Genomic DNA, 24,615 nt, shown 5'->3' with positions numbered 1-24,615 from the left:
AACATGGAGGCTGCGATGAGTGCGACTCCCGTGCTCTACCTGAGCCACGGCGCGCCGCCGCTCGCCGATGACGCGCTGTGGACCCGCCAGCTGGCCGACTGGTCGGCGAACCTGCCCAAGCCCACGGCGATCCTCGTCGTCTCGGCGCACTGGGAGGAGGCGCCGGTGACCGTCGGCGCGACCACGACGGTTCCGCTGGTCTACGACTTCTGGGGCTTCCCCGACCACTACTACACCGTCACCTACCCGGCACCCGGCGCGCCCGACCTGGCCGCGAAGGTGCGCAAGCTCCTGACCGGCCCGGGCACCGAGGTGCACGAGGCGCCCGACCGCGGCCTCGACCACGGGGCCTACGTGCCGCTCGTCGAGATGTACCCGGACGCGGACGTGCCGGTGCTGCAGATGTCCATGCCCACGCTGGACCCGCGGAAGCTGTTCGAGCTGGGCCGCAAGCTGCGGCCGCTGCGGGACGAGGGCGTGCTGATCATCGGCAGCGGGTTCTTCACGCACAACCTCTCCGCGATGGGCGTCGGCGTGGACGGCACCCCGCCGCGGTGGTCCGCCGAGTTCGACCAGTGGGGCGCGGAAACGCTGCGGGCCAACGACATCGACGCGTTGCTCGACTTCCGCCACAAGGCGCCCGCCGCGACGCTCGCGCACCCGCGCATCGAGCACTTCGCGCCGCTGTTCGTCAGCCTCGGCGCCGGTTCCGCGGACGCCGAGCCGGAGACCGTCATCGACGGCTACTGGTACGGCCTGGCGAAACGGTCCGTGCAGATCGGCTGACCCGCACGCGAAAAACGGACCCGGGAGCACACGCTCCCGGGCCCGCTTCACGTCAGGGCATCAGCCCTTGATGTTGATCCCCTTGCCGCTGACCAGGTCGCTGACCTGCTCGAAGACGGCGGTCGGGTTGGAGTCCAGCTGCGCGATGGCCGGGACGTCGCCGGTGGGCAGCACGCCCTCGACGCTCGTCGGCAGCTCGGGCAGCTCGGGCAGGCCCGCACCCGGCAGCTCGGCCGGCAGCGCGGAGCGCTCCGCGCGGGCGGGCAGCGCCGGCAGCTTCGGCAGGGCGGTGGCGCCCATCTCCGGCATCGTGATCGGCAGGTCGATCTGCGGCTCCTGGCCGGCGACCGAGATGTCCGTCGCGTTGCGCACCGTCGTGCTGGTGACCGCGATCAGGCCCAGCGGGATGTCGTAGACCTGGGCGACGACGCCGACCGGAACCTGCTTGGTGATCCCGGACAGGGCCTTGGCCGGGCCGGACGTGGTGTCCGTGCCGCCCACGGTGCCGACCGTGGTGTTGTCGGCGAACGCGTGCGCGACACCGCCCAGCGAGACGGCGTTGCCGAACACCTGCGCCACGGCCGCGGCCGGGACGTCGAAGATGTCGCCGGACAGCGCGCCACCCTCGCCCGAGGTGGTGATGTCGCCACCCGAGTTGGCCTCGGTGCTGTTCACACCGGCCGCGTGCGCGACACCGACCAGGCTCGCGGCGTTGCCGAAGACCTGGGCCACCGGCAGCAGCTGGGCCGCGACCACGTTGCCGGCGATCGAGCCGCCCTCACCGTTGGTCTCGGCGTCGCCGCCCGCGGTCGACACGACGTCGTTGGACGCGACGCCCTTGACCACGCCGCCCCACACCGCGGCGTCACCGAAGACGGTGGCCACGGCGCCGACCGGCGCCTCGACGATGTTGCCCGCGATCGAGCCACCCTCACCGGTAGTGGACAGGTCGCCACCCGCGGTCGAGTCGGTCACGTTCTCCGACTCGCCGAAGCCGTTGCCGATCCACGCCCCGCCGATGCCGTGCACCTGCGCGGGCAGCGACACCGGCGCCGCGCCGATGTTGCCGGACAGGAAGCCGCCCTTACCGGTCGCGTGGCCGATGCCACCCGCCGTCGAGGTGGTGTCGGTGGTGGCCGCGCCGGAGCCCTGGCCGATCCACGCGCCACCGATGCCGAACGCCTGCACCGGCGCCGAAACCGGCACCTGGACCAGGTTCGCGCTGGCCGCGGCGTTGTCGTCCTGGGTGTTGCCGCCGCCACCGGAGGTCACGGTCTTGGTCTCGGACGCCTCCCCGGCGCCCTGACCGATCCACGACCCGCCGACACCGAAGACCTCGGCGGGCAGGGCCACCGGGGTCTGCACGACGTTGCCCGAGCCGGTGGAGTCGTTGCCCTGGCTGCCGTTATACCCGCCGGCCTTGACGTCCTTGGTCTCGGTCGCGCTGCCCGAGGCGTTGCCGATCCACGAGCCGCCGACGCCGAACACCTCGACGGTGCCCGCGGGCGGGGCGGACACGGTGTTGCCGCCGAGGAACGAGCCGTTGCCGGTGGTGTAGGTGCCCGAGCCGGCCTCGGCCTCGACGTCGTTGTCGCAGCCGCTGGCGTGCGCGTTGCCGATCCAGGTCCCGCCGACGCAGAACGCCTCGACCGGGAGCGCGACGGGCGCGTCGGCGATGTTGCCGGAACCGGCCGCGTCCTCACCGCTGGTGCTGGTGAAGCCACCGGCCTGCGCGTCGCTGCCGAGGTCCACGCCGCCGCCCTGGCGGTCCGCGCCGCCGCCGACGAGCGAGTTTCCGATCCAGGCCGCGGCGTTGCCCGCGACGGTCGCCGGAACCGCGGGCTGCGGCTGCGCGACGTTGCCCGCCAGGAACGAGTCGTCCCCGTCGGTCTGGATGTAGGTCGGGATGTCGTTCATGCCCGGCTTGGTGTCGCCGGCCTCGGCCTCGGTCTCGTAGGCGCCGGACGGGACGTCGGCGTCGCCACCCCAGGAGACGGCGTTGCCGGACACCTTGGCGGGCAGCGCCACCGGGATCCCGGCGACGTTACCGGTGCCCGCACCCTTCGAACCGTGCGTCTCGATCGAGCCGCCGGACTCCGCCTCGCTGGAGCCTTCGAAGTCGGTCTCGGCGTGGCCGAGGAACCAGCCCAGGGCGTTGCCCGACACCTGCAGCGGCGTCGCGCCCTGCGGGGCGACGACGTTGCCGGACAGGCCGCCGTTGGTGCCGTCGGTGACGATGTCACCGGTGGTCGACGCCTCCTGCGTCGCGCTGCCCGAGGTGTGGCCGCTGCCGACCAGGCCGAGCGCGTTGCCCGAGATCTGGATGGGTGCGGCCCAGTCCAGCGCGACGACGTTGCCGGCGAAACCGCCGTGCGAACCGTCGGTGTTGATGTCCGAGTCGTGCTCGTAGGTCTGCGTCGCGTCGGACTCGACCGCCGCGTCGCCCAGCACGCCGAGGGCGTTGCCGCTGATCAGGATCGGCACGGCGATGTTGCCCGAGACCTTGTTGCCGTGGAACGGGTCACCGTTGTCCTGCACCGAGGGGGTGGCGTCCTGCGCCACGGTGGCGCGCTGCGAACCGGGGTGGGTCGCCTGGCCGACGCGCTGCGCCGCACCGCTGGCGGCGTCGGTGGCCTTGGCGATGACGCCGTTGGCGGCGCCCATGGCCGGGGCGGCGGGCTTCAGCGCGCCGGTCTTGGTGACCGGGGCGGCCGCCTTGTTCACCGCGCCGGTGACCGGCTTGGTGCTGATCTCCTTGTCGACCTCAGGGAGGTCGACCTGCTTGCCCAGGGTGCCCAGGGCGTTGTCCTGGACCTTCACCGGGACGCTCAGGTTGACGTCCAGCGGACCGGCAGGACTGTCCGGGTTGACGTTCTCGTCGGCAGATGCGATGCCGGTACCCAGCATCAGCAAGCCACCCGTGACCAGCGCGGTCTGAATTCCGCGCTTTGCCCAGGTCTGCATCGAGGGTTTCTCCTTTTCTTCGGGTTCCCTTGCGGGGCTTGAAGTCGGTGCACTGACAGAGCACCGGGGATCGCGGGCATGGGTGAGGAAGCCCGCGAGGGCTGGAAAAAGCGGGGTGCTCTGGCTGTGCGCGCGACGCCGGTCCGAAGAAGGGGCACGGCGAACAGGGCGGCGCTTCGAGCTACCCCGCGCGAAAATCAGTCAGGAGTGACACCGGGCTGCTCGCCCGGCTGAACCGGCGTGTGCCGGGAAACGATGCGGACGGCACTGCGGTCGTCCACACCACGCACGGCCGGGCCGCCGGCGGGAACGCCGAACAGCAGGCCGTCGATGTGACCACCGGTGACAGCGCCACCGGGGGCGAACGGAACACCCGCGGGTGCGAGCGGTCCGCGCAGCGGCGAGTACGGGAACTGGTCCCGCTGGTCGCCGGAGGAACGGTCGGTGCCGCGGTCGTGCGGACCGACCTTGGACACCACGCCGTGCGGGACGTCCGGCACCGCCTTCGCGACCGGACCCATCACGGGCGCGGCTGCGGGGGCGGGCAGGACGTCGGCCGCGGGGAGCGCGGCCGACTGCTCGGCGTCGTCGAAGCCACGCAGGCCCGGCAACTTGATCAGGCTCTTACCGCCCGGGTGCAGGAAACCCCACACCTTGTTGCCGAACTCGGCGACCGCGGGCGGCGGGGTCAGCGCCTGGCCGATCACCTGCGGCGCGTCCTGCGGCTTGCGGCTGATGTGCTCGGCGGTGCCGAGGGTGCGCTCGACCGGACGCAGCACCGCGTCGCGGGTGAACGAGTGGACCGTCTGACGCAGGTCCGCCGCGGCGGCCTCGCCACGGGCCGGGTCCGCCGGGCCGCCGGCCATGCCGTACTTCAGCGCGGTGGCGGTGGCGTTGCCGACCAGGTCGGAGACGCCCCAGGTGAGGTCGTCGGTCGCGGTGACCACGCGGTCGGTGACCGGGGTCGCCTCGTCCCCGCTGGTGCGGGTGTCCGCCGGTGCGGGGGCGAGCTGGGTGGCGGAGGCGGTGGCGTCGCCGATCAGCCAGGCGGCCGTGGTGCCCAGGACGGCACCGGCGATCACGAGCAGGGCGCGGACGAGCCAGCGCACGGCCGAAGCCGTACCCCGTCCCATGGCCGCGTTCGCCTGCAACACCGTCTCCTGTCGAAGAAGTTGATCGCGATTTCCCGGTCGAGCCGTGTCCGAAACGTGCTCGCATTGATGCGGTAATCGCTTGCGCTGTCGAGATAACCAAAACTCGGGGGGCCCTCGCACCCTCGACACGACTTGATCGCACGATCGTGTGAAGAACACCGGGTGTGGCCGGACATCACGGGACGTGATCGGACCGGCCACACCCGCGGGGCGCCCAGAACGCGAGGGATCCTGGGCGCCCCAAGGGAAATCAGCCCAGCGCGCCCTGGACGATCGACGGGATCGCACCCGCCCAGGCGGAGCTGGCGAGACCCGCGGCACCGGCACCGGCCAGCGCGCCGGACTCGTTCCACGCGTTCACGTAGTCCGCACCCGTCGGGTGCGACGGCACCACGACGGGGGCGGTCAGTTCGTCCGCCGACGCGGTTCCACCGGCGAAGGCGAAAGCGCCGAGGGCGATGGCGAGAGCGGCGGCGCCACGCATCAGGGTCCTGCTCATGATCTGCACTCCTTCGTTGTGGGCGTTCGGTTCCGGTGAAAGCGCTATCCGAGCGCGCCCTGGACGATCGACGGGATCGCACCCGCCCAGGCGGAGCTGGCGAGACCCGCGGCACCCGCACCCGCCAACGCGCCGGACTCGTTCCACGCATTGACGTAGTCCGCGCCCGTCGGGTCGGACGGGACGACCACCGGCGCGGTCAGCCCGCTGTCCTCCCGGCCGCTGACCGAACCCGCCGCCCCCTGCACGATCGACGGGATCGCACCCGCCCAGGCGGAGCTGACCAGACCCGCGGCACCGGCGCCGAAGCACGCCCCGGACTGGTTCCACGCGTTCACGTAATCGGCGCCCGTCGGGTGCGAAGGCACCTGCGCGGGGCAGGTCAGACCGGACGGTTCCGCGCCGGTCGCCGCCGACGCCGTCCCACCGGAGACACCCATCGCGAGCAGGCCGGCCCCCACCAGCACCGCCGCGGCCGTCGTCTTGCGGAATTTGCTGAACATCGTCAGTGCACTCCTTTTCAATCGACCGGAAGTTCCACGCACTCCCGTCGCAACTGACGTTAAACGTCGAATGGAAGAATGCGCCAGATCGATTACCCGGAAGTGTGAAGAAAGCGCTTTCGGGCAGCACACAGAGCCGCTCCACTGCTAGTCAGAGCGGCTGTTCAGGGCACAAAGGGAAACGGTTGGAAAAGTCGTGCGGACGTGCCGGGAAATCGATCGGGAAACTTTCGGACGCGTTCCGCCCGGAGGAATCCGCGGTCGGCGGAATGGGATTCCGCGACCACGGCGAACGGCATCGGCGGCGGCGCCGGGCGCAGCGGGCAGACGCCGGCCGCGTCCGTGGCGTGCACCGGAGCCGCGCAGGCGCCGTGCACCGGTGCCGCCGGTTCGGGCGCGCCCGGTCCGGGTTCGACCGGTTTGGGTTCGACCGGTTTGGGCTCAGCGGGTTCGGGCTGCACCGGGGCGGGTTCCGACGCGGGGAGCGGCGCCGGTGAGGTGACCTTCGGCGGAACCGGTGGCGGCTCCGGCACTCGCGGCAGCACCGGAGCGGCCCGGCGATCGGGCACAGCCGGCGGCGGCTTCGGCGCGCTCGCCCGGGTGGTTCCGGCGGCCCGCGGCCGCACCGGTTCCGCGAACACCGGCGTGGTGCCGGTCACCGAAGCGACGATCCGGTCGGTTCGCAGCGGCGGCGCGATGATCCCGGTCACCTGCCGCACGACGTCGTGCACCGGCTCGGTCGTCCCACCGACCAGGCCGAGCAAGGGGGACAGCGGATCCGGCACCGCCTCGTCCGCCGACGCCGACGACGCGACGAGCCAGGACACCAGGGTGACCGCGAACGCCCCGGCGATGCCGAGCAGTACGCGCACCAGGATGTTCCCGGCCGTGGTCCGTCGCGTCATGGAGAAGCTGCCACTCCTCTCATCGCGCTGGGTGGTCAGCGCGATCACGCAGCGTCGATCTTGGTCGAAGATTGACATACCGTCGGAACTTGCGCTGACTCGATGACGGCACTTGCGCCTGATCGTGTGACGCTGCGCCCGCGGCCGCGGCTTCCGCGCGTTGCGCTGCCGTATTCGTCCCGCTCGATAGGGTGGATCCGTGACTGAGCCGCAGCCTCCGAAATACGGATTCCTCAGCGACGACTCGGTCGTCCCGCGCGGGCTCCGGGTCAGCGCCGCATTCAGCTGGCGGTTGCTCGTGGTGGCCGCGGCCGCCTACCTCATCCTGCGGCTGCTCGCCTTCCTGTCGGTCGTGGTGATCCCGGTCGCGATCGCGCTGCTGCTCGCGGCCCTGCTCGCCCCGGCGGTGGCACGGCTGGTGCAGGTCCGGGTGCCGCGGGGGCTGGCGACCGCGATCGTGCTGATCGGCGGGCTCGCGGTCCTGGGCGGGATGCTGGCGTTCGTCGTCATCAACATCACCGATGGCCTGCCCGCGCTGACCAGCCAGGTCAACAACAGCCTCAACCAGATCCGGGACTGGCTGATCAACGACCTGCACCTCAAGCAGGAGCAGATCCAGCAGTTCCTGGACAACTCGATCAGCTTCCTGCAGGACAACCAGGCGGCGTTCACCAACAGCGCGCTCACCACGGCGACCACGGTCGGCGAGATCCTCACCGGCTTCGTGCTGACGCTGTTCGTCCTGATCTTCTTCCTCGCCGGCGGCGACAAGATCTGGAGCTGGGTGACGCTGGGCATCCCGCAGCGGGTCCGGCGCCGCGTGGACGTCGCGGGCCGGCGCGGGTTCGCCTCGCTGGTCGCGTTCGTCCGCGCCACCGCGGCGGTCGCCGTGGTGGACGCGGTCGGCGTCGGCATCGGGCTGGCGATCCTCGGCGTCCCGCTCGCGATCCCGCTGTCCACGCTGGTGTTCATCGGCGCGTTCATCCCGATCTTCGGCGCGGTGATCACCGGTGCGGTCGCGGTGCTGGTCGCGCTGGTCACCAAGGGTTTCGTCACCGCGCTGATCGTGCTGGCCATCATCATCGCGGTGATGCAGCTGGAGAGCCACATCCTGCAGCCGCTGCTGCTCGGCCGCGCGGTCAAGCTGCACCCGCTGGCCGTCGTGCTCGGCATCGCCGCCGGCCTGATCGTCTACGGCATCCCGGGCGCGCTGCTTGCGGTGCCGCTGATGTCGATCGTCAACGCCGGTGTGCGCTCGCTGCTGCACGAGGTCGACCCGGACCCGGCCGAGGTCGACGTCCTGCACGACATCGAGGCCGTGCCCAACGCCGATCCCGCCGAGGCGGACGAGGAGCCCGGCGACCCAGGCAAGTCGTGAGCCGCCGGTTCGGGCCCACCGCGCGCGAACCGGCCACCCCGCTGTGGTGGGGCACGATCGGCCTGCGCGTGCTCACGCTGCTGTTCGCGGTCGGCGCGGTGATCGTGCACAACGACGGCTACCAGCGTCCGTGGCTGGCCTGGACCGTGCTCGGCGGGATGACACTGTGGACGGTCGCGACCGCCCTGGTCTACGCGCGGGAGGCGCTGCGGTGGCGGTGGCGGTGGTTCGTCTTCGCCGACGTGCTGGTCACCTGCGCCCTGATGCTGACCTCGCCGTGGATCCTGACCGACGAGCAGAACGCGGCGGTGGCCCCGCTGATCACGACCGTGTGGGTGGCCGGTGCGCCGGTCGCGGCGGGCACCCGCTTCGGCGGGGTGGGCGGGGTCGCCGCCGGCCTGGTGATCGCGGCCGCGACGGGGATCGCGCGGCAGGGGTTCACCCTCGACGTGGCGCGGGACGGTGTGCTGCTGGTCGCGAGCGGGCTGCTGATCGGCATGAGCGCGTCGACCGCGCGCAAGTCGGCGGCCGTGCTCGCCGAGGCGCTGCGCACCGAGGTCGCCAACGCCGAGCGGGAACGGCTGGCGCGCGACATCCACGACAGCGTCCTGCAGGTGCTGGCGCGCGTCCGGCGGCGCGGCGCCGAACTGGGCGGGGAGGCGGCCGAGCTCGCCGAACTGGCCGGGGAGCAGGAGATCGCGCTGCGCGCCCTGGTCACCACCGGGCCGCGGCGGCACAGCACCGGCGAGACCGATCTGCGGGCCGCGCTGCAGCTGCTCGGATCGTCGAAGGTCCAGGTCGCGGCGCCGGCGGGGGAGGTGAACCTGCCGTCCCGGACGACCGCGGAGCTGGTCGCCGTGGTCCGCGAGGCCCTGTCCAACGTCGACAAGCACGCCGGTCCGGCGGCCAAGGCGTGGGTGTTGCTGGAGGACGTCGGCGGTGAGGTCGTGGTGACCGTGCGGGACGACGGCCCGGGCATCCCCGCGGGACGGCTCGCGGACGCGGAGAGTGAGGGCCGGATGGGGGTTGTTCACTCGATACGGGGACGCGTGACCGAACTCGGTGGCACGATCTCCCTGGAGACCGCGCCAGGGCAGGGGACCGAATGGGAGATCCGGGTGCCGAGGACATGATCAGCGTGATGGTCGTCGACGACCACCCGATCTGGCGGGACGGCGTGGCACGCGACCTGACCGAGAACGGGTTCGACGTGCGGGCGACCGCGCCGGACGCCGCCGCCGCGGTGCGCATCGCGACCGCGGTGCGGCCGGACGTCGTGCTGATGGACATGAACCTGGGCAACACCTCCGGGGTCGACGCGACGCGGGAGATCACCACGTCGCTGCCGGACACCCGGGTGCTGGTGTTGTCGGCCAGCGGTGAGCACAGCGACGTGCTGGAGGCGGTCAAGGCCGGGGCGTCCGGGTACCTGGTGAAGTCGGCGTCGGTGCCGGAGCTGGTCGAGGCGGTGCGGCGGACCGCGGAGGGCGACCCGGTGTTCACGCCCGGGCTGGCCGGCCTGGTGCTGGGCGAGTACCGGCGGATGGCGGCCGCGCCGGCGGGCGGGGTGGCGCCGCCGCGGCTGACCGAGCGGGAGACCGACGTCCTGCGGCTGGTCGCGAAGGGTCTGACGGCGCGGCAGATCGCCGAGCGGCTGGTGTTGTCGCACCGGACGGTGGAGAACCACGTGCAGTCGACGCTGCGGAAGCTGCAGCTGCACAACCGGGTGGAGCTGGCGCGCTACGCGATCGAGCACGGGCTCGACAAAGACTAGGGATTTTCCCGGATCTCGTCCCGGGGTCGCCGGTCGTAGCGTGGTGGCATGGGCGAGGAGACCGGGACCAAGCCGATGAGCCCGCGCGACCTGCGGGTGTCGGACGCGGAGCGCGAGTACGTCGTGGAGGTGCTGCAGAAGGCGATCGGCCGCGGCATGATCGACCTCGACGAGTTCACCGAGCGGACCGACAAGGCGTTGGCGGCGCGCACACGGGGTGAGCTGAACGCGGTGCTCGCGGACCTGCCCGGGCTGGTGCACCCGGAGGTGTACCCGGCCGCGCCGGCGGTGTCGTTCTCGCCGGACCAGCGGCTGGAGCTGAACGCGAAGTACTCGGCGCTGGTGCGCAACGGCCGGTGGCTGGTGCCGCCGGAGGTGGTGGTGCGCAACCGGTACGGCTCGACGAAGCTCGATTTCAGCGACGCGCAGGTGGCGAGCCCGGTGGTGCGGGTCGAGCTGGACTGCAAGTGGGGCTCGGTCGAGGTGATCATCCCAGACCACGCGGCGGTCGACCTGAACGCGATCACCGAGATCAAGTACGGCTCCCTCCAGGACAAGACGGGTTCCGACGGCAGGCCCGGCAACCCGCGGCTGGTGTTCGCCGGCCGGCTGCACGGAGGCTCACTGGTGATCCGCCACCCGCGGCGGGGGTTCTTCGGCCATTAGGGGCGCGGCTGGGGAGCACCGCAGGCTGTGCGGGCGCGGGAAGGCTACGGCGCGCGCAAACGCCGCAGGGCGGCAGCGGGGGCGCAGGTGCGGGCGGGGCCACGGCCCTGCAGGCGGAGCGGGAGGCGCGCAAGCGCCGCAGCGCTGCGCGCGGGACGCGGGAGGCGCCCGCAGCGGCGGCGCAACCGCGTGGACGGGCTGCACCTGCGGCAGCGAGGCGCTCTTGCCGACAGAGGCAGGGCCGCAGCGGGGGCACCACAACTCACCCTCGGGGCGATGCGCTAGCGCCGCTCCGACGACAGGCACGCAAACCGCCGATGATCCCGGGCCGGAGCTTGGCTGGCCGGAGCTCCCTTGGCCAGTCCTCCGCGGCAGCGAGGCGCTTTTGCCGACAGGGGCAGGGCCGCAGCGGGGCACCACAACTCACCCTCGGGGGCGGTGTGCGGGCGCTGCTCCAGCGACAGGCGCGCGAACTCCGGCCGTGGGTTGCCTGCGCCGGGCACCCTTGATAGCCCTTCGCCGCCGCCGGAGCTGGCCCTCGGTGGATGCCCGGTCAGCCCCGTGCGGCGGTGCGTGCCTCGGCGGGAGTCGGGGCCGCCAGGGCGGCCTCCGCGGCCCGCTGGCAGTCCGCCAGACCCACCTGCGCCAGGCTGGCCCCCACCGTGCGGATCGCGCTCGCGTTCATCGACAGGCTCGTCATTCCCAGGCCCGTCAGCACGCGCGCCAGCAGAGGGTCCGCCGCCGCCTCGCCGCAGACGCCCGCTGGTTTGCCGCTCGCTCGCGCGGCCTTGCCGACCAGCGCGATCAGCCGCAGCAGCGCCGGTTGCCACGGGTCGTTCAAGCCCGCCACCGCCCCCAGCTGCCGGTCCGCGGCGAACGTGTACTGCGCCAGGTCGTTCGTGCCCACCGAGACGAAGTCGACCGCCGCCAGGATCTCCTCCGCCGCCAGCGCCGCCGCCGGGACCTCGATCATCACCCCGGCCCGCGTGATTCCCGCGGCCCGCACGCGTTCGGCGAACCACGCCGCCTCCGCCGCGGTCGCCACCATCGGCGCCATCACCGACACCTCGGCGCCCGAATCCGCCGCCGCGCCCGCGATCGCCTCCAGCTGCCGGTCCAGCACGTCCGGCCGGTCGAACGCCACGCGCACGCCCCGCACGCCCAGCGCCGGGTTCGGTTCCGCCTCCGGGGACAGGAACGCGAGCGGCTTGTCCGCGCCCGCGTCCAGCGTCCGCACCACCACCGGCTTCCCCGCGAACGGCGCCAGCACCGCGGCGTACGCGGCCCGCTGCTCGTCGACCGACGGCTCGGCCGGGGCGTCCAGGTAGCAGAACTCCGTGCGGAACAGGCCCACACCCTCGGCCCCCGCCTCCGCCGCGGCGGTCGCGTCCGCGGGTGAGCCGACGTTGCCGAGCACCTTGACCCGGTGGTCGTCCGCCGTCGCGCCGACCCCGTTCCACTCCGCCGCGCCCTCGCGCACCGCCGCCAGCACCGGCGCGTCCGCCGCGACGACCTCGACCACGCCGGTATCGCCGTCCACCAGCAGCGCCTCCGCCCGCAGACCGAGCACCCCGCGCACGGCCACCACCGCCGGGATCCCGAGCGACCGGGCCAGGATCGCGGTGTGGCTGGTCGGCCCGCCCTCCTCGGTCACCAGCGCCAGCACCCGCGCCGGGTCGAGGCCCGCCGTGTCGGCCGGTGCCAGGTCCCGCGCGACGAGCACGCTCGGACCGGCCAGGTCCGGCACCCCGGGCGGCGCCACGCCCTGCAGCTCGGCGATCACGCGGTCCCGGATGTCCTCGACGTCGCGGACCCGCTCGGCCATGTACCCACCGGCCGCGGCAAGCGCTTTCGCGAAGCCGTTCGCCGCCTCGTAGACCGCCCGCGCGGCCGGCTTGCCCTCCGCGACGACCAGCCGTTCCGCCTCGCTGACCAGCGCCGGGTCACCGGCCATCGCCGCGGTGGTCAGCAGGATCGTGGCGGCGTCGCCGGTCGCCTGGCCGGCAAGCGCTTCCAGCCGCGCGGCAACCGCCTGCGCGGCCGGCGCGATCCGCGCGGCCTCGGCCTGCGGATCGGACGGGCTGGGCCCGCTCGCGGGCGCGGCGGCGGGTTCGGCCACGGCGACGACCGGACCGCTCGCGCGACCCGGGCTCACCGGCACCCCGGACAGCCTCGTTTCCGACATGGTCTAGACCATACCCTCTCCGGATCCGTACCGGACCAGCGTTTCACGAACCCGCGACTTCCGCAGCCGTCGGGTAGGAGGGCTGCGCGCCGGGCCGGGTGACCGAGATCGCCGCGACCTGCGCCGCCCGCCGCGCCGCCGTCTCCAGGTGCTTGCCCTCCGCGATCGCCGCGGCCAGCGCACCGGTGAACCCGTCGCCCGCGCCGGTGGTGTCCACGGGCGTCACCTTCGGCGCGGCGACCTCGGTGGTCCCGTCGCCGGTGATCACCAGCGCCCCGCGCGCGCCCAGCGTCACGACCGCCGCGGACGGCCCCAGGTCGAGCAGCCGCTCCGGCGGCACCCCGTCACCGAGCAGCCACGCGGCCTCGTGCTCGTTGACCAGCAGCACGTCGAGCGCGGCCAGGGTCGCCGGGCTCACCGCGGCGACCGGGGACAGGTTGAGCAGGCTGCACACGCCCTGCTCGGCGGCGACCGCGACCGTCCGTTCGACCGTCGCGAGCGGGATCTCCATCGACGCGACCACCACCTTCGCCCCGTCCAGCGCGCTGTCCACCACGGACGGTTCGAGCGCGGTGTTCGCGCCGGGGGAGACCAGGATCGAGTTCTCGCCGTCCGGCGTCACGGTGATGTAGGCGATGCCGGTCGGCCGCGCCACCCGCCGCACCAGATCGGTGCGGACACCGGCGTCCCGCAGCGAATCGAGCAGCAGATCCCCGTAGGAGTCCTCGCCGACCGCACCGAGCAGGGCGACCTCGGCGCCGAGCCGGGCCGCCGCGACCGCGGTGTTCGCCCCCTTGCCGCCCGGGGAGACCACCGTGTCGCCGCCCAGCACGGTCTCGCCGGGCCCGGGCCGGCGCTCGGCGGGGACCACGAGATCAGCGTTGGCGGAGCCGACCACCAGAACGTCGCAAGCCATCCGGGCATTCTTTCCTATGCAAACGTGAAGATTCTTGTAACTTCTGGGGCGAATGGTGCGACACTAAGGTGAGCGTCCGCGACGTTCACCCGATTGGGGCAATCTCGACATCGGGGCGTCCCACCAGGGTTCACGCGGGCTCTCACTTGGCGTCCGGCACCGGTTGCGCCACCGGAGGCCGGGCATCGGGTCGCTGGTACCGATCGCGTAGCCCCCCGAGCGATCGGTACCGGCGGCGCCCGATTCCGCCGGAAATGCGCGCTCACCTTCTAGAATGCCGGAATGGACAAGCCGACCCGACGGGGTCGCGAGCGCGCGGCGACCGATCAGGACATCCGCCGGACCGCACGCAAGCTCCTCGTCGAGCGCGGACCGGAAGCCGTGACGTTGCGGGCCATCGCCCGTGAACTCGGCATCACCGCCCCCGCCCTCTACCGGTACTACGGCTCACGTGACGACCTCGTCGAACACCTGCGCCTCGACGTCGTCGCGGACCTGGCCGCCGAACTCACCGAGGAGATCTCCGGCCTGCCCGACGACGGCGCGGTGCAGCTCTTCGCGATCTGCCGCGGCTTCCGGCGCTGGGCGCTCACGCACACCAAGGAGTTCACGCTGGTGTTCGCGTCGCCGACCGGCGAGGTCGGTTCGGCGGCCGGCAGCGTGGCGACCCTGAACCGGGCCAACGAGCCGTTCGGCCGGATCTTCCTCACCGCCGCCGGGCACCTGCTGGCCAACTTCCAGCTGGAGATCCCGCCGACCGAGGCGGTGCCCGTCGAGCTGCACGACGACCTGACCGCGTTTCAGGACGACCTGCTCGCGGTCCTGCGCGAATCGGGCGTCGACTTCCCGCCGGAGAAGCTCGACCTGGGCACCACGTACGTGATGATCCAGTTCTGGGCGCGCCTCTACGGGCACGTGACGCTCGAGGTGTTCGGCAACTACCCGATCCCGATGTCCAAGCCGGACGCCGTGTTCGACGCGCTGCTGGCCGACCTCGCCCGCGAGATCGGCCTCGACGCCTCCTAGAGCACCACGTTGACCAGGCGGCCCGGGACGACGATGACCTTGCGCGGGGTGCCGCCGCCCAGCAGCGCCACGATCTTCTCGTCGGCCAGGGCGGCGGCCTCGACGGCCTCCTTGGCCGCGTCCGCGGGCACCTGGATCCGCGCGCGGATCTTGCCGTTGACCTGGATCGGGTACTCCACGGTGTCCTCGGCCAGGAACTTCTCGTCGGCGACCGGGAACGGGCCGTGCGCCAGCGAGCCCTCGTGGCCCAGCCGGTGCCACAGCTCCTCGGCGATGTGCGGGCACAGCGGCGCCAGCATCAGCACCAGCGGCTCGACCAGCTCGCGCGGCGTCGACTCGGCGGCGCCGTAGACCTTGGTCAGGTGGTTGTTGTACTCGATCAGCTTCGCGCCGGCGGTGTTGAACCGCAGACCCGAGTAGTCGTCGCGGACACCGGCGATGGTCTTGTGCAGGATCCGGCGGTCGTCATCCGTCGGCTCGGCCGCCGACACCCGCGGCTCACCGGTCTGCTCGGACACCACCAGGCGCCACACGCGCTGCAGGAACCGGTGCGCGCCGACGACGTCCTTCGTCGCCCACGGCCGGGAGTCGGCCAGCGGGCCCATCGACATCTCGTAGAACCGGAAGGTGTCGGCCCCGTAGTCCGCCGCCATCTGGTCGGGCGTGACCACGTTCTTCAGGCTCTTGCCCATCTTCCCGTACTCTTGCCTGACTTCCTTGCCCTGGTGGAAGAACTTGCCGTCGGACTCCTCCACCTCCTCGGCCGGGACGTAGAAGCCGCGCTCGTCGGTGTAGGCGTAGGCCTGGATGTAGCCCTGGTTGAACAGCCGCCGGTACGGCTCCTCGGCGCTGACGTACCCCAGGTCGAACAGCACCTTCTGCCAGAACCGCGCGTACAGCAGGTGCAGCACCGCGTGCTCGACGCCACCGACGTACAGGTCGACGCCGCCCGGGTCGTTCACGCCGTGCTCGGCCGGGCGTGGGCCCATCCAGTACTGCTCGTTGCCCGGGTCGACGAACCGCTCGGCGTTGTCCGGGTCGACGTAGCGCAGCTGGTACCAGCACGAGCCGGCCCAGTTGGGCATGGTGTTCGTGTCGCGGCGGTAGGTCTTCTTGCCGTCACCCAGGTCCAGCTCGACCTCGACCCAGTCGCTCGCGCGGGACAGCGGCGGCGACGGCTCGCTGTCGGCGTCCTCCGGGTCGAAGGTGCGCGGCGAGTAGTCGTCCACCTCGGGCAGCTCGACCGGCAGCAGGTGCTCCGGGATCGCGTGCGCCCGGCCGTCCTCGTCGTACACGATCGGGAACGGCTCGCCCCAGTACCGCTGCCGCGAGAACAGCCAGTCGCGCAGCTTGTACTGCACGGTGCCGGCGCCGTGGCCGTTCTCCTCCAGCCAGGCGATCATCGTCTTCTTGGCGTCGTCGACGTTCAGGCCGTCCAGGCTGAGTCCGTTTTCCTGGCGCGAGTTGATCGCGACGCCGTCACCGGTGAACGCCTTGCCGTCGAAGCCCTCGCTCGGCTGGACCGTGCGGACGATCTCCAGCCCGAACTTCTCCGCGAAGTCCCAGTCGCGCTGGTCCTGCGCCGGCACCGCCATGATCGCGCCGGTGCCGTAGCCCATCAGCACGTAGTCCGCGATGAAGACCGGGATCTCCTTGCCGTTGGCGGGGTTCACCGCGTACGAGCCGACGAAGACGCCCGTCTTGTCCTTGCTCTCCTGGCGGTCCAGTTCGGACTTCCGCGACGCGGCGCGGCGATAGGCGGCGACCGCCTCGGCCGGGGTGGCGGCGCCACCGGTCCAGCGCTCGTCCACATCGGACGGCCACGCGTCCGTGGTCAGCTCGTCGACCAGCGGGTGCTCCGGCGCCAGCACCATGTAGGTGGCGCCGAACAGGGTGTCCGGCCGGGTGGTGAAGACCTCGATCTCGTGCTCACCGGCGGCGAAGTTCACACGCGCACCGTGCGACCGGCCGATCCAGTTGCGCTGCATCGACTTGACCTTCTCCGGCCACTCCAGCCGGTCCAGGTCGTCGACCAGGCGGTCGGCGTAGGCGGTGATGCGCATCATCCACTGGCGCAGGTTGCGTCGGAACACCGGGAAGTTGCCGCGCTCGCTGCGGCCGTCCGGCGTGACCTCCTCGTTGGACAGCACCGTGCCCAGCCCGGGGCACCAGTTCACCGGCGCCTCGGAGATGTAGGCCAGCCGGTGCTCGTCCAGGATCACCAGCTGCTCGGCACGGGTCAGCTCGCTCCATGCCCGGCCGTCCGGAGAAGGCACAGCGCGGCGCCCTTCCGCGTACTCGGCCTCCAGCTCGACGATCGGCCGGGCCTTGCCCTGCTTCTCGTCGTACCAGGAGTCGTAGATCTTCAGGAAGATCCACTGGGTCCACTTGTAGTACTCCGGATCGATCGTGGCGATCCGGCGGCGCTCGTCGTGGCCCAGGCCCAGCCTGCGGATCTGCCGCAGGTAGGTCTCCATGTTCTGCTCGGTGGTCTTGCGCGGGTGCTGCCCGGTCTGCACCGCGTACTGCTCGGCGGGCAGGCCGAACGCGTCGAAGCCCATGGTGTGCAGGACGTTGCGCCCGATCATGCGGTGGTAGCGGGCGTACACGTCAGTCGCGATGAAGCCCAGCGGGTGCCCCACGTGCAGGCCGGCCCCCGACGGGTAGGGGAACATGTCCTGCACGAAGAGCTTGTCCGAGGGAACGCTGGAGTCGGTCGCCAGCGAGCCGGCCGGGTTCGGTGCGTGGAAGGTGCCGTGATCGGCCCAGTAGTTCTGCCAGCGCAGCTCGACCCGACCGGCCAGGTCGGCGTTGTACCGGTGGCCGGGCGTTTCCTCGATTGCTTCACTCACCCAACCATGGTAAGCGGCCCGGCCCACCCGGCTATCGGCGCACCGCGAATGCGATGACCTGCGTGATCTGGTTCGCCGAGAAGTTGTCGTCGCTCACCAGCACCAGGGTCCGCTCGCCGCTGGGCAGGCGCGGCCCCCAGGTCATGCCCTCGACGTTGTCGACCTTGGACAGCGGGTGGTCCGCCAGGTCGAGCAGCAGCTTCTTGCGGACCGGCTTGACCTTCGCGTCCGACAGCGAAGCCGTGTGCAGGACGTCGGTCGCGCCGTGGGTGTCGATCTCGTAGATCCGCACCTTGTTGCCGACGCCGGAGACGAACGCGCGCTCCATCACGAGGTAGCGCGACGGGTCGAGCGGGTCGGCGGCCAGGATCGAGGAGACGCCGGTGCTGCCGCCCGCGCCCGGCGCGAACACCGGCTCCTGCGGGTAGGCGTACTGGGCGAGGATCGTGCCGCCGCGGGTCTGCACGGTGATCCGGGACAGCGCGCCCTGCTCGGCCGTGGCCACCGGGCCGTCCTGCAGCAGCGGGCCCTCCAGCGCGCTGACCACCAGCGTGCCGCCCGCGGCGAAGGTCAGGCCCTCGAGCACCAGGTTCTGCCGCGGACCCGAGTCCGGCAGCATCCGCTCGTTGTCCGGGATCGGCAGGTCGCGCACGTGGTCGCCGTCCCGCTGCGCCACCCGGATCGACGGGTCGGCCAGCACGGTCGCGGTGCGGTCGCCCTCCTGGCTCCAGAAGTAGTCGCCGGTCCACGGGTCCGCGCGCAGCTCCTCGGGGTCCACGCCCTGCGCCGGGTAGGTGGTGCCGTCGGCGCGGCGCAGCGGGTGCGTGGCGGTGAAGGTCACCGGGCCGACGCCGGATTTGGTGACGTCGAACCGCGCGGTGTAGAAGCGGGCCGGCTGCAGCGCCGACCGGTCGTCGCTGAGGAACACGTACTGGCCGGTGCGCGGGTCGTAGTCGATGCTCGACAGCCCGCCGACAGTCGTCCCGTCGAACGCGAGCACGTTCGGCACGTGCTGCTCGCCGAGGAAACGGACCGGGGACGGGGCGGCCTCGGCGGGGACCGCGGTCAGGAGGAGGCAGCCGGCGATGGCGCCGGTGAGGAGTCTGGAGGACATGGCGTGCAGCACATCGGATGCGGGTGTCCAGCAGGTAGCGCGCAGATCACGCCTATCCTCGTGAGCGTGCTGGTAGTCGCGCTCATTCCTCTGGTGCTCGGTGTCGTCGTCGGCTGGGGTGGCCTGCTCGGCTGGCGGGAGAAGCTGCCGCGCGACCGCGGCGCCGGCGTGCGCACCGCCGCGACGCTGCGTTCCGACGAAGCCTTCCGGCTGGCGAACCGGGTCGCCGGGCTGCCCACGATGGTGGCCGGGGTGGTCGGGATCGTCGCCGGGATCGCCGGTCTGCTCATGCCGGGCACCGCGGGCGTGCTGATCGCCACCGCGATCGGCCTGGTCGGCATGTTCGCGCTGGTCGCCGGTGGTGGCGCGCTGGGTCACCGGGCCGCGGCGACCGTGCCGCCGCCCGCGCCCGCCGTGCCGGCCGGTTGCTCGGGCTGCGCGTGCGGCGGGTGTGCCGTGCAGGCATGACAGCGGCGCGAAGCGCCTCCGTGGGGGGTGGTGGTCGGGCGAGGGGCTGGCCCTAGTTCCGCTGCAGGTCGCCGGGGTGGGTGGCCAGCAACGCCGTCGGCACGCCCTGACGGCGCAGCACCTGACCCCACAGATCACGCTCCGGCGTGGCCAGCACGTCGCTGGGCAGCGCCGGGACGATCAGCCAGTCACCGCGGTCGATCTCGCCGTCCAGCTGACCGGAGTCCCAGCCCGCGTAGCCCGCGAACACCCGCAGCCCGCGCACCTTCGGCACCAGCGCGTCCGGATCGGCGTCCAGGTCCACCAGCGCCACCGGGCCGCGCACGCCGATCAGCCCGGGCACGCCGGACGCGGTCTCCCCGGCCCGCAACGCGGCCAGGCACAACGCGGTCTTCTTCTCCACCGGGCCGCCGACGAACACCGACTGCGGTTCCACCACGTGCCGCCCCCAGCTGGGCAGCACGTCGTCGACCGGCACGTCGCTCGGGCGGTTCAGGACGACCCCGAGCGTTCCCTCCTCCCGGTGGTCGATGATGAACACCACCGTGCGGCGGAAGTTGGGATCGAACATCGTAGGAGCGGCGACCAGGAGCGATCCCGGTTCAACCTCGGCGTCCGCTGGCACGCCCCCATGATCCCACTCCCGCAAAACCGGGCCACGGCGCCGGGAACAAGGGGCGGCCCCCACCCGTTGGACTGGGTGGCCGGCGCACTCCGTGTCCCCCGGGCTCACTGAAGAAAAGCCTTTGTGGAATACCGTTCGGCAGGAGCCACACTGCGCAATGCCGCCGAGAGGCGACCAAGTGCGCCGGCCTCGAAATCCTCCCCTCCTTCCCCGCGTTTCGGCACCGTAGGCTGGTGAGCCGTGACAGCGAGTGCACAGCCCGTCCGGAAGGTCCCGCCGCGCGCGTTCTTCGCGATGGCGGGCTTCCGGACGCTGCTGTTCACCCGCTTCGCCGCCCAGTTCTCCGACGGCGTGTTCCGCGCCGGACTGGCCGGGGCGGTGCTGTTCAACCCCGAGCGCGGCGCCGACCCGCTGACCATCGCCGGCGGGTTCGCCGTCCTGCTGCTGCCGTACTCGTTCATCGGGCCGTTCGCCGGCGCGCTGCTGGACCGGTGGGACCGGCGCCGCGTGCTGATCGTGGCCAACCTGCTGCGCGGCACGGCGATCGTCGCGACGGCGGTCGTCGTCGGGCTCGGGTTCGCCGGGCTCGAACTGTTCGTGCTCGCGTTGATCGTCGAAGGCATCTCCCGGTTCGTCGGGTCCGGGCTGTCCGCGTCGCTGCCGCACGTCGTACCGCCGGGCACGCTGGTCACGGCCAACGCGCTGGCCACCACGCTCGGCTCGCTGGTCGCGGTCCTCGGCGGCGGTGTGGCGATCGGCGTGCGGGCGCTGATCGGCGCCGGGAACAGCGGGTCCGGCTGGACCACGGCCGTCGCGATGCTCGGCACGCTGGTCTCGGCCGCGATCGCCCGCCGGTTCGCCCGTGGCGCGCTGGGGCCGGACACGGTCGACGAGCCCAGTGACGCTTTTCTGGCCGTGGCCCGCGGCCTGGTCGATGGGGCCAAGGCCGCGCTGGGCGCGCCCAGCGTCGTCGCCGGGTTCGTCGCGCTGCTCGCGCACCGGGCGTCCTACGGCATCTCGCTGCTGATCACCGTGTTGCTGCTGCGGTTCAGCTTCACCGACCACGGGCTGCTCAGGGCCGGGCTGCCCGGGCTGGGGCAGCTGGCCGCGATGGCCGGCGCCGGGATCCTGTTCGCCGGTTTCCTCACCCCGCGGCTGGTGCGCGGCCTCGGCCGCCGCCGCGCGATCCCGGGAGCGCTGGTGATCGCCGCGGTCGCGCAGGCCGGGCTCGGCCTGCCGATGCAGCTGCCGACCGTGCTGGTCGCGTCGTTCGTGATCACCGCGGCCGGTCAGGTGGTGAAGCTGTGCGTGGACTCCTCGATCCAGCACGACGTGCGCGACGAGGCCCGCGGACGGGTGTTCTCGTTGTACGACACGCTGTTCAACATCACCCAGGTGATCGCCGTCTCACTCGCCGCCACGATCGTGCCGCTGAGCGGGCGGTCGGTGCCGCTGCTGCTCGTCGCCACCGCGTTGTACCTGCTCGGCGCGGCCGGATACCTGGTGATCGCCCGGCGCACGCGTACCGAGTGACGGAATTTGCCCGATTACGCCGACCGGACGAAGGCGGCCCACTAGAGTGGCCCGGGTGAGCACCCCGGGGGACGACCGCGCGCAGAAGGAAGCCCGCAACGCGGCGATGCGTGAGACCGTCGACCAGTTGATGGACAAGTTCCAGCAGCAGACCGCGCAGTTGCGGGAGGCGCAACAGGCCGCGTCAGCGCTGACCGCGGAACTGTCCTCGCCGGACGGTCTGGTCAAGGTCACCATCGACGCCCAGGGCACGCTCGCCGACCTCAAGCTCGCCCCGACCACGTTCGACCGCACCCGGCCGGAGGCGCTCGCGCGCACGATCAGCGATCTGGTGCGCCGCGGGATGCTGGAGGTCAAGCAGCAGCAGGCCGAGCTGTTCCGGCCGCTGACCGCTGACCTGCCGGACCTGTCCGAGTTCATCGAGGGCGCGCCGTCGCTGTCCGGGCTGATGCCGGACATCCCGGACTTCCTCGAACCCGAACCGGAGCCCGCGCCCGCGCCGGACCCGGAGTCGCAGTCGATCATGCGCCGGGACGTGCCGGCTCCGCCGCCCGCACCGAAACCGGTGGCGCGTCGCCCGCGTCCAACCACCGACGACGACGAGATGCCCGACACCTGGATGACGCGGGGTGACCGATGACCGGACCTGGTACCGGCCACGACATGGACCCGGACACGGTCCGGACCGGCGCGGGGAAGTTCCCGCCAGCCGGCGACGCGCTCAAGGCGGCCGGCGACGCGCTCAAGGCCGCGCTCGACGCGCAGGGCGCCTGCTGGGGCAATGACGAGTCCGGCCAGGCGTTCGCCAAGGACTACGAGCCGGCGGCGAAGAACTGCGTCGCGGCCTTCGGCAACCTCGACAAGGCTCTGAAGGACGTCGCGAAGGCCGTCAAGAAGGCCGCGGACGCCACCGAGGGCACACACAAGGACGCCGAGAAGGCCGTGCGGAACGCCGCGGGTCAGGTCTAGCCATGGGGATGGAGTTCCCCGAGGACGTCAAGTGGCTGCTGCCCATCGTCGTGGGCGAGCACTGGCCGGAGGGCGACGAGGACAAGCTGCGCGAGGTCCGCGACGCCTGGCTGGCGGCGCGGGACGCGCTCGGGCCCGTCGTCGACAAGGCCAACGGGGCCGCCTCGGAGGTGCTGAGCACCTGGACCGGCCAGCCGGCGGTCGAGTTCCAGAAGATGTGGGACAAGTTCGTCACCGGCGACGAGGCGTACTTCGTCAACCTGACCAAGGCGTGCGAGGCGCTGGCGAAGTCGGCGGACTCGACGGCGCTCGACGTCGAGTACACGAAGTACATGATCATCGCGTCGCTGATCATCCTGGCGATCCAGATCGCCGCCATGATCGCGGCCGCGGTGGTGACGTTCGGCGGGTCGACCGCGGGCATCGTGCCGGCGCAGATGGCCACGCGGATGACCGTGCAGATGGTCTTCCGGCAGCTCGTGCAGAAGATGCTGCAGGAGGGCTTCCGCAAGGTCGCGCTGCAGTTGCTGAAGCACCTGGCCAAGCAGGTCGCGATGAACGTCGCGATGAACCTGGCGCTGGACGTGGGTATCCAGGGCGTGCAGGTCGCCAAGGGTGACCGCAAGCTCGAGGACTGGGACTTCGACAAGACGGCCGGTGCGCTGGCCAGCGGTGTGGCGGGCGGTGTCGCCGGGGCGGCCGGGCACGCCATTCCGAAGGGTGCGACCAAGGGGTTGCAGGACAGCGTCGCGGGGCAGATCGCGGACCGGGCGGTGCGCGAGGGTGCGCGCGGCGCGGTCGAAGGCGTCGCCACGACGGTCGGGCAGGCCGCGCTGACCGGTGACCTCGGCAACCTGAAGATGCAGGACCTGGCGATGGGCGCGTCGGCGGGTGCCGTGGACCGCGCGACCGGGGGCGCCAAGGACCAGATCAACGAGATCAAGAACTTCAACGCCGACGTGCGGGCGGGGAACATCAAGGTCGACGGGTCGCCGGTGGATTCGGGTTCGTCGGATTCCGGTGGGTCGTCGAGTGGGTCGTCGTCGGATTCGGGCGGTTCGTCGCGCTCGGATTCCGGTTCTTCGTCGGGTGGTTCGTCTTCGGGTGGTTCGTCAGCAGCCCGTGAGCCGGCGATGGCGGGCGCGTCGTCATCCCACTCGGACGGTGCGTCCGGCTCGGTCTCGAACGCGATCGCGAACGACCGGGTGAGCGGCCAGTCCGCCGTCGTGGCGGACCGCCCGGCCCCCGGAACAACGGACGCGCCACGGTCCACTTCGGACGGCTCCGGACAGCAGGGCCAGTCCGCTCCGACTGCGCCACCGACCGCGACGCCGAACCAGGCCGGCGGCCCACCAGCCGGAACGGCCGGCGTCTCTTCGGCCGGTTCGGCGGCAGGCTCGGCGGGTTCGGCCGGTTCCTCTGCAGGCTCCGCCGGTTCTTCGGCCGGTTCGGCTGGTTCCTCGGCAGGCTCCTCGGCAGGTTCCGCAGGTTCTTCGGCAGGCTCCGCCGGTTCCTCTGCAGGCTCCGCCGGTTCTTCGGCCGGTTCGGCTGGTTCCTCGGCAGGCTCCGCCGGTTCTTCGGCGGGCTCGGCTGGTTCTTCGGCAGGCTCCGCCGGTTCTTCGGCGGGCTCGGCTGGTTCTTCGGCAGGATCCGCGGCCTCGTCAGCAGGCTCAGCCAGCTCGTCGGCCGGTTCGGCCGGCTCCGCAGGTTCCTCGGCCGGCTCCGCAGGTTCCTCGGCCGGCTCGGCTGGATCCTCCGCGGGTTCGGCCGCAAGCGCGGCCGGCTCCTCGGCGAGCTCCGTCGGTTCCTCGGCAAGCTCCGCGGGTTCGGCCGGATCCCCGGCGAGTTCGCCGCTCGGCTCGAGTGGTGGCGCGTCCGCGGCTTCAGCTGGGACGGCGCGGGGTTCGGCCGGGGCGTCGGACGGCGCTCCGGTGAGCGGCGCGGACCGGATGCCGGTCCCGGCCGGCGCGGGTCCGGTGCAGCCGGGCAGCGGTTACGGGCCCATCGACCCGCCACCGACGCGTCCGGACGGCGTGACCGCCGCCGGCTACACCCCCGGCGGCTTCGGTCCGACCGGCGGCGCCCCCCAGCAGGGCGATCGAGGACCCCAGCAGCAGTCGCCGCAGTCGCAGATGCCTCCCGCCGCGCCGATGCAGGGTTACCCCGGCGGCGCGCCACAGGGCTACGGGCCGGGCGGACAGCCACCCCGCGCCCCCCAGTACGGCCCGCCGCAAGGCGGCCCCTTCCAGGGCGGCCCGGCGCAGCCACCCCAGGGCGGCCCCGCCCAGGGCGCCCCGT

The 24,615-nt window shown here is 72.3% G+C and carries 21 protein-coding genes; 11 read left to right on the top strand and 10 right to left on the bottom strand.

The annotated features are described in order from the left end of the window. The first annotated feature begins 15 nt into the window (after window positions 1-15). Window positions 16-786 carry a dioxygenase family protein gene (locus D0D15_RS18975; RefSeq protein ID WP_094003277.1) on the top strand — a complete coding sequence of 257 codons (771 nt, stop codon included), beginning with the start codon at window positions 16-18 and terminating at the stop codon, window positions 784-786. Between the two features lie 60 nt (window positions 787-846). Here the strand turns inward: D0D15_RS18975 and D0D15_RS18970 are convergent, their stop codons facing one another. From D0D15_RS18970 to D0D15_RS18950, 5 genes are all read right to left on the bottom strand, one after another. Further along, window positions 847-3,750: a beta strand repeat-containing protein gene (locus D0D15_RS18970; RefSeq protein WP_094003278.1), complete on the bottom strand. Its 2,904-nt coding sequence runs from the start codon at window positions 3,748-3,750 to the stop codon at window positions 847-849. 197 nt (window positions 3,751-3,947) lie between these two features. Then, the gene (locus D0D15_RS18965; RefSeq protein ID WP_094003295.1) at window positions 3,948-4,859 is read right to left on the bottom strand and encodes a hypothetical protein; all 912 of its coding nucleotides are present in this window, start codon (window positions 4,857-4,859) and stop codon (window positions 3,948-3,950) included. A 295-nt stretch (window positions 4,860-5,154) separates the two neighbouring features. Further along, window positions 5,155-5,403, bottom strand: coding sequence for a hypothetical protein (locus D0D15_RS18960; protein ID WP_094003296.1), 249 nt, complete (start codon window positions 5,401-5,403; stop codon window positions 5,155-5,157). 44 nt (window positions 5,404-5,447) lie between these two features. Further along, window positions 5,448-5,906 carry a hypothetical protein gene (locus D0D15_RS18955; protein ID WP_094003279.1) on the bottom strand — a complete coding sequence of 153 codons (459 nt, stop codon included), beginning with the start codon at window positions 5,904-5,906 and terminating at the stop codon, window positions 5,448-5,450. A 164-nt stretch (window positions 5,907-6,070) separates the two neighbouring features. Further along, window positions 6,071-6,811, bottom strand: a complete 741-nt coding sequence (locus D0D15_RS18950; protein WP_094003280.1) for a hypothetical protein — start codon at window positions 6,809-6,811, stop codon at window positions 6,071-6,073. A gap of 199 nt (window positions 6,812-7,010) precedes the next feature. Between D0D15_RS18950 and D0D15_RS18945 the strand changes: the two genes are divergently transcribed. From D0D15_RS18945 to D0D15_RS18930, 4 genes are read left to right on the top strand one after another with little or no spacing between them, the layout of a single operon-like run. Further along, a complete protein-coding gene (locus D0D15_RS18945) occupies window positions 7,011-8,189 on the top strand; it encodes an AI-2E family transporter (RefSeq protein WP_094003281.1) in 1,179 nt (392 codons plus the stop codon). Continuing rightward, complete coding sequence (gene macS, locus D0D15_RS18940) at window positions 8,186-9,322, top strand: MacS family sensor histidine kinase (RefSeq protein WP_094003282.1); 1,137 nt, start codon at window positions 8,186-8,188, stop codon at window positions 9,320-9,322. Before D0D15_RS18945 ends, macS begins: the two co-directional genes overlap by 4 nt. Beyond that, on the top strand, window positions 9,319-9,963 hold the full coding sequence (locus D0D15_RS18935; protein ID WP_094003297.1) for a response regulator: 645 nt from the start codon (window positions 9,319-9,321) through the stop codon (window positions 9,961-9,963). Before macS ends, D0D15_RS18935 begins: the two co-directional genes overlap by 4 nt. Before the next feature lie 48 nt (window positions 9,964-10,011). Next, window positions 10,012-10,629, top strand: a complete 618-nt coding sequence (locus tag D0D15_RS18930) for a DUF1707 SHOCT-like domain-containing protein (protein ID WP_094003283.1) — start codon at window positions 10,012-10,014, stop codon at window positions 10,627-10,629. Between the two features lie 553 nt (window positions 10,630-11,182). Here the strand turns inward: D0D15_RS18930 and ptsP are convergent. Both ptsP and D0D15_RS18920 read right to left on the bottom strand, forming a co-directional pair. Then, window positions 11,183-12,814, bottom strand: coding sequence for a phosphoenolpyruvate--protein phosphotransferase (gene ptsP / locus D0D15_RS18925; protein WP_115944622.1), 1,632 nt, complete (start codon window positions 12,812-12,814; stop codon window positions 11,183-11,185). Between the two features lie 43 nt (window positions 12,815-12,857). Then, entirely contained in the window at window positions 12,858-13,730 is an 873-nt protein-coding gene (locus D0D15_RS18920) for a ribokinase (protein WP_094003285.1), read from the bottom strand. A gap of 282 nt (window positions 13,731-14,012) precedes the next feature. Between D0D15_RS18920 and D0D15_RS18915 the strand changes: the two genes are divergently transcribed. Then, on the top strand, window positions 14,013-14,756 hold the full coding sequence (locus D0D15_RS18915; RefSeq protein WP_094003286.1) for a TetR/AcrR family transcriptional regulator: 744 nt from the start codon (window positions 14,013-14,015) through the stop codon (window positions 14,754-14,756). On the opposite strand, the gene leuS is transcribed toward D0D15_RS18915, so the two are convergent. Continuing rightward, complete coding sequence (gene leuS, locus D0D15_RS18910) at window positions 14,753-17,608, bottom strand: leucine--tRNA ligase (protein WP_094003287.1); 2,856 nt, start codon at window positions 17,606-17,608, stop codon at window positions 14,753-14,755. The two genes, D0D15_RS18915 and leuS, sit on opposite strands and share 4 nt — an antisense overlap. A gap of 31 nt (window positions 17,609-17,639) precedes the next feature. Continuing rightward, on the bottom strand, window positions 17,640-18,722 hold the full coding sequence (locus D0D15_RS18905; RefSeq protein WP_094003298.1) for an esterase-like activity of phytase family protein: 1,083 nt from the start codon (window positions 18,720-18,722) through the stop codon (window positions 17,640-17,642). 66 nt (window positions 18,723-18,788) lie between these two features. Here D0D15_RS18905 and D0D15_RS18900 point away from each other — a divergent pair, with 66 nt between their 5' ends. After that, complete coding sequence (locus D0D15_RS18900) at window positions 18,789-19,190, top strand: SdpI family protein (RefSeq protein ID WP_094003299.1); 402 nt, start codon at window positions 18,789-18,791, stop codon at window positions 19,188-19,190. 52 nt (window positions 19,191-19,242) lie between these two features. On the opposite strand, the gene D0D15_RS18895 is transcribed toward D0D15_RS18900, so the two are convergent. Next, window positions 19,243-19,839 (bottom strand): YqgE/AlgH family protein, encoded by a 597-nt coding sequence (locus D0D15_RS18895; RefSeq protein ID WP_255407826.1) that lies wholly within the window; start codon window positions 19,837-19,839, stop codon window positions 19,243-19,245. A gap of 270 nt (window positions 19,840-20,109) precedes the next feature. On the opposite strand from D0D15_RS18895, the gene D0D15_RS18890 reads away from it, so the two are divergent. The 4 genes from D0D15_RS18890 to D0D15_RS35975 all read left to right on the top strand — a co-directional run. Then, entirely contained in the window at window positions 20,110-21,348 is a 1,239-nt protein-coding gene (locus tag D0D15_RS18890; protein WP_115944621.1) for an MFS transporter, read from the top strand. A gap of 55 nt (window positions 21,349-21,403) precedes the next feature. Continuing rightward, a complete protein-coding gene (locus tag D0D15_RS18885) occupies window positions 21,404-21,988 on the top strand; it encodes a YbaB/EbfC family nucleoid-associated protein (protein WP_094003289.1) in 585 nt (194 codons plus the stop codon). Then, the gene (locus D0D15_RS18880; protein WP_167481520.1) at window positions 21,985-22,317 is read left to right on the top strand and encodes a hypothetical protein; all 333 of its coding nucleotides are present in this window, start codon (window positions 21,985-21,987) and stop codon (window positions 22,315-22,317) included. The genes D0D15_RS18885 and D0D15_RS18880 overlap by 4 nt, the downstream gene beginning before the upstream one ends. A gap of 2 nt (window positions 22,318-22,319) precedes the next feature. Beyond that, window positions 22,320-24,615 (top strand): WXG100-like domain-containing protein (locus D0D15_RS35975; RefSeq protein WP_279630570.1); only part of this gene is annotated, 2,296 nt, incomplete at its 3' end.

This window comes from Amycolatopsis thermalba, assembly GCF_003385215.1.
GTDB classification, from domain to species: domain Bacteria; phylum Actinomycetota; class Actinomycetes; order Mycobacteriales; family Pseudonocardiaceae; genus Amycolatopsis_E; species Amycolatopsis_E thermalba.
The sequence above is the reverse complement of the archived record's forward strand: the minus strand, read 5'-3'. Positions and strand labels throughout refer to the sequence as shown.